Genomic DNA, 5,713 nt, shown 5'->3' on the forward strand with positions numbered 1-5,713 from the left:
TAGTCGTCGAGGCTGTAAATCCCCGGCGTCACGCTGTCCTCCAGCGCCCACTGGCTGATGCCCTCTTCATCCGTACTGCCGCCGGACGGCGTCTGATGGTAAGGAATGACCTCATAGCCGCTGAACGGCTGGTACTGCGTGGCGGCGTCGGTGAGCACCAGGGTGTGCTTGTCCGCCTCATGGCGGAAGTGATAGGCAATCCCCTCCAGCTCCATCAGGCGGCTGACGAAGTCCAGGCTCGACTCCTGATACTGCACGCAGTAGTCCCACACCCGGTAGCTGCCGGTGAGTTTGTCCTCAACGTTGACCTGATGCTCGCCCAGCAGGGTTTTCACAATCTGCGGCACCGTCTGCCCCTGGAAGATACGCAGGTTGCGGTCGCGCTTCATCGGCCACAGGTCCGGCTCCACCGTCAGCTGGTACACCGCATAGCGGGTGCCCGTCAGCTCAACGGCGCTGACCGCCACGCGGGTAATCTTGCCGTTAATATAGCGGGGCGTCAGCAGGCTCTGCGTCGGGATGGTCACCGTGACCGGCTGGCCCAGCAGCTTACTGCGGTCAATGCGCGCGTCCGTGCCGAGCACGGTCAGCGTCAGCGCGAACGACTCGGACATCGCCTCGCGGCCCGTCAGTTTCCAGAACAGAAGCCCCTCCACCGGGAGCTGAACGGTAATTCGGTTGAGCATAATCTTTATTCCACTATGGACTAATCTCGGTGTTCATTGAGATATTTTTTAAATCGTGCTTATTTAAGCCATAAACCTGAAAACATAAGGACGCTCCCCAGGGAAACTACGCTTTTAGCAACGATAAGTAAGCAAGGCGCAACGACGCGTGTTATAGACGATATTGCTTCATAATTTTCAGCATTGTATTTTTTGTGCCCTCCTGTAATCCCGGAAAATATCGTGCAGAGCAGCACAACGGTAACTTTTAGTCCCCATACGCACAGGAAAGACATGGAAAAGATAATCGAATAGTGTTTCGCCGTTGCGACGGAGAATAATGACATTGACTGAGCGAGCCATTTCAACGTAAAACCAATAACAACCGTAGCCACTAGCACCAGAATGAACATCAACCCAGCAAGGAACCATTGTTTTTTACTGAATAAGTCTTTTCCATTCCAGATAAGCGCTAGTGTCCAAATCATAAAGAGAATAAAGAAAAGCCATTGAATCATAACGTACCACATTTATACATGTTGTTCTCCAGGCATTGTCGTGTCGTCATCTCACTTCGCATCACACTCCTTTTCCAAACCAAATACCATAAAACAACAAGATACAGCTTAACGCGGCGAGAGATTTTGGTATCAGGCGTAATATTGGCCCAAACCGCTGATTGACTATATCAGTGATGCCATTAATTCAACCCAACTCAATATAATTTTATTTATCCACAAACCATGGTCACCACATGTTCTCTTCTCGAAGAATCTGTATTGTCCAATTTTTGACACGCCGGGACGCTTTTAACTAACAAACCATTAGGGACAGACAAAGAAAGAGGCACGGTACAATACCCGTGCCATATGACTAATATAATAATAAGAAATTATCCTCTGGAGCTCTATCGAACAGTTCACCTGCCATTTTGGCGATACGTTCGTGCTGCACGAGTTTGTTTTTCCACTCCTGCGGAATACCGGAATAACCATATAATGCTCCAGCTATTTGTCCCGCCGTCGCCGCAACGCTGTCAGCGTCATCGGCAAGATTGGCGGCCAGTAGAATTGCATCGCGGAAATTATCCGTATTCCATACCGACCACATCGCGGCCTCAAGCGTATCTATAACATAACCACTTGAACGAATCTGATTGCGAGTTTTTTGCTTATATTCACCCGCGTTGATAATCATTACGCGTGGCTGAAGCGGCATAACGTGCGGAGAAAAAACAAAATCTTTATTGCTACCGTTAATCATATGCACAAGCAAATAACTTAAATACTGTGTGCTATTTATTGCTTCCGCGGCACCGTGTGTTGCGATACTCTGTTTTTTAGCTTCATAAAACGCTTTGCTTAATGACTTTCTAAAAAAAATAGAGACAGGGGCTTGTCTGATAATGGAAGCATTACCTGCAGTTTCTGCCGCAGTATTGCCGCTCCATCCTGGGCCAATTGTTAAATATTGCTCTAAAGCAAATCGCGTTGTATTACCTATATCAAAACAGACGCCATTAGAACTGTTATAACCATGCTGATACCATGCCAGAAGCTTATTCCTGAAGCATATAGTATCAGCATCACCTTTCTCAAGAAGCGTTTCCGCAAGACATAATGCCATGGATGTATCATCCGTCCATTCACCTGCGCGGAGTCGAAATGGCCCACCACCTATCATATCTTTGACATGTGCTTTGTCACGAGGTAAAAATTCGAGCGTCGTACCTACAGCATCTCCAACAGCAAGACCTATAAGCGCACCGACAGCACGATCCCGTGATTCCGCGAGTGAGATGTTACATTATGGTGTTAAGTCCCATTGTTTTTGTGCATCGCAATCAAAAGATGATTCTAATAGTTTATCATTATATTTATACTGCATCTTCTGCTGGACTGAAAGACTGCTAACAGGTAAGTACTTACTATATATATCTACATATTTTAACAATACATTCAAATTAGCATGTAAGTCTATCACCATTCACCCATAATAAAATATTTTTAATATCAAACCCTAAAATTCACCAGGATATTTCATTTTAAGATTATGTTGTTTCATTTTGTAATTGGCATCAACCTCATGCGGCAGTCTAACCTTTAACCCTCGGCGGATTTGATCCACAATAAACCAGGCATCCGACAACCTTTCAAAAAACAACTCATCAGAATTATCAAACTCCTTTGCTGCATACATACCGAAAGTCATTTTCCATAATTTTGCTTTATCCTTTTCCTTGCCTTCGATTAAATCCCGTAGAAATATTAATTGTTGTACAATAGAATCGTACATTTGTAAAAGTGGGGAGTGGGGGTTGAGATGTTTTACCTCAGCATATCTCTTTTCTGCTAAAGTTAATGCTTTTTCAACATAATTTAGAGCTGTCATGTTATTCATTATATGGAGTCCAAATATCACGCTTAGTGGTAAACCATTGTATCCCACCGCCTTCTGTCTGGAAAGGTTTGTCTGGTACAGACCAGGTGTCCAAGGCTGGTGTGGCACTACTTCGAAGCATCTCAACTTTTTGTTGCGCTTGATAAGCTTTTACTTCTTTAGGAACAATTAACCCCGTATCCCTGACCTGTCCCTCTGGGTTAATGCCTAGTTTTGTGGCAGGGGTCGATTCGTCAAGAGAATACCAGTTTCCTTGCCAATTCCCTGGGGATTGATTCTGATAAGCTATTTTGCCTTTATTGATTGTTTCAATTGTCACTCTCTGTTCAAGATCTATACCGCTGCGATAAGCTGGTATTTTACTTTCTTCAACACCCTGAGAACGCATAAAATCATCAACAATTTTTTGATTTGCACGGATATTAATATCTCTATTAAGATCGCCCGTGCGTCCAAATTTTTCATTAAGTTCAGCTCTTCGGGCCGAAATATTTGGCTTAACCGGTTCGAGAACAGGCTTACCAGCCCGCCACGCATCAAACCTTGCCCCGCCTTTCATGCCAGCCCCGCCGCCAATAACCGAGCCGATCAGCATCCCCCATTTCTGACCGTCACTACCTTCGCCAAACAGCATTCCCCCCGCATAACTACCGACTGTCCCACCGCCCATCGCACCGAGGGTACTCAGAAGTGCGATTGCCGGACTGGCCAGCACCGCCATGGCTCCGGCACCAACGGCGAGCATCGTCCAGTTCACCCATTCCGGGATTTCAGGACTTATTTCATCGGTCTGAACTTTGCTTCCACCGATAATAACATTACGCGATCCCTGACTAATCTCAGCGCTGCATGTCAATTTATCGCCTGTGCGAGAGGCGGGAAAGTTGTTGATGTAAACTTTTATCGAACCTTCCGCAACCCGTTGCAGGCTACCGCTGTGCTCATCACACTCTCCGGCTGACAGGTGAGCGCGGATCGCCTTTCGGCTGTTGATAAAAACATTGGGTGAACCTTCTTTTAGCGTACCGGCAGTATGGCGTGGAGCCCATGACATACTGCCGAGGAGCTCACCCAACCCACCCGCAGCGCATGCCCCAGCCGCAACGGCAGAAACAGCAACCAGCGCGGTCCCTCCGGTGACGACAACGGCAGCTGCGCCCAGAATGGCCCCGCCCACCAATCCTGCAATCATCCAGCCTTTTGAGGCTGTATGTGCAATCTCATCATCTACGCGAGCAGCCTGACATTCGGACATGGCTATTCGGCTCGCTGTGCCATCAGATACTTACGGATCCGGTCGGCTGTATCAAGCGGGTCAGAACCAGACACCTGGCGGCATACGGAAAGCTGTGAAAGTAGGTGATGTGATTTGTCTGCGAAAGTCGTCCACAGCGCGTAACGAAGGGGTTGGCTCCCCGGAACGGGTGCAATACTGAGTGGTTTACCCTGTTTTTCAAAAAGCAAATATTGCCCCTCTTTCGCCCGCTGAAGCGAAAGATGTCCATACAGTTCCTGAATGTTTTCAAAGACACTCAATTCCTTACTCTCACTATCAAGCGCAAAAAATGGCCCCTGGCTGTCGGCAGCGAGCATTTCTCTAGTTTCAGTCTGAGCCGGTTTGTGGAACTTAATACTGCGGATAATTTCCTGATATTGATTATGATAATAATCGCTAAACTCGCCCGGGCAAGTACCGATATAACACACCATCTTTTGGCCGCCAGGATGGTCACCGAGCAAAATAACGGTCTGCCTCTGGAAAATGATCGCATTATCATTTTTGAATTGATAAAAAAGCTCAACCGCCGGGAGACCATCAACAGAGGTCATCTGCGAGGATTCGAGACGAAAGTCGGGCACCGTAATTTCCAGTTCACGTACCAAACGAGTTGCCGCATCATGGACTTTATCTTCGTTTTTAGCACTCGCACGAGAAACAACAAAAGTAAACTCGCTGGCTCCGTTATCACTCAGGGTAAATAAATTCATGGTTCTGTCTTTAAATACATCGGGTAAGGCAAGGGATGCTTCCTGAAGAATATATTCAGCCATTCGGGTTACTCTTACTTATTGCCATTAATAACAAAAAAACTATCCACTTCCTGCTGGATTTCACCCTGAAGGGATGCGCCAGGCGGATCGATGACATTTTGTCCATCATCAGGGTTCAAATGTAATTCGCCAGAAAGCGTATTAATTTGCGCATTCTGTTTCGCAGTAAAGTTAAAGTTATTACCAATGATATGGACGCTGCCGTCTTTTGATAGCTCGATGGCGCTTTCACCACATTCCAGTCTCAGCGTATTTCCTGCGGAAAGTATAAAATTATTAACGACTTTATCGTTTCGACTGTTCCCCGTCAGGCATACCACATCGCCTTTAATCCCTGATTTCTGATTTTTCGCTACCCGTAAGGTTTCATCTTCGCCAACAAACTGGGTTCGATTTTTTTCAGTAGAATGTGTTTCGTCGTTTTTGACGTTAATATCCAGATTGCGCTCGGCCTGGATCCATACCTGTTCTGCGCCCGCTTTATCCTCAAACCGCAGGGCATTGGCATTGTCCACGGAACCGTCTTTCGTGCGGCTCATAAAGCCCATCTGCGTCGCCGCAGCCGGCAGCGCCCACGGCGGCATGCTCGCGTCGTT

5 protein-coding genes and 2 pseudogenes are annotated in these 5,713 nt (G+C 46.9%); all 7 read right to left on the minus strand.

What is annotated here, in order from left to right; genetic code table 11:
* Positions 1 to 686, minus strand: a 686-nt coding sequence (locus AA74_RS0120080; RefSeq protein WP_025913141.1) for a type VI secretion system Vgr family protein, incomplete at its 3' end; no start/stop codon positions are given.
* Between the two features lie 59 nt (positions 687 to 745).
* A complete protein-coding gene (locus tag AA74_RS0120085; protein ID WP_230469169.1) occupies positions 746 to 1,183 on the minus strand; it encodes a hypothetical protein in 438 nt (145 codons plus the stop codon).
* Between the two features lie 355 nt (positions 1,184 to 1,538).
* A pseudogene (gene tri1, locus AA74_RS01000000122380) lies at positions 1,539 to 2,651 on the minus strand (ADP-ribosylarginine hydrolase Tri1).
* A 33-nt stretch (positions 2,652 to 2,684) separates the two neighbouring features.
* Positions 2,685 to 3,065 carry an immunity protein Tsi6 family protein gene (locus tag AA74_RS0120095; RefSeq protein WP_008503524.1) on the minus strand — a complete coding sequence of 127 codons (381 nt, stop codon included), beginning with the start codon at positions 3,063 to 3,065 and terminating at the stop codon, positions 2,685 to 2,687.
* Positions 3,058 to 4,320: a polymorphic toxin type 46 domain-containing protein gene (locus tag AA74_RS0120100; protein ID WP_025913143.1), complete on the minus strand. Its 1,263-nt coding sequence runs from the start codon at positions 4,318 to 4,320 to the stop codon at positions 3,058 to 3,060. Before AA74_RS0120100 ends, AA74_RS0120095 begins: the two co-directional genes overlap by 8 nt.
* A gap of 2 nt (positions 4,321 to 4,322) precedes the next feature.
* Positions 4,323 to 5,117, minus strand: coding sequence for a DcrB-related protein (locus AA74_RS0120105; RefSeq protein WP_008503526.1), 795 nt, complete (start codon positions 5,115 to 5,117; stop codon positions 4,323 to 4,325).
* An 11-nt stretch (positions 5,118 to 5,128) separates the two neighbouring features.
* Positions 5,129 to 5,713: pseudogene (locus tag AA74_RS0120110) on the minus strand (type VI secretion system tip protein VgrG); the annotation flags it as partial.

This window comes from Enterobacter sp. 5-4, assembly GCF_000612205.1.
Classification (GTDB): domain Bacteria; phylum Pseudomonadota; class Gammaproteobacteria; order Enterobacterales; family Enterobacteriaceae; genus Enterobacter; species Enterobacter roggenkampii.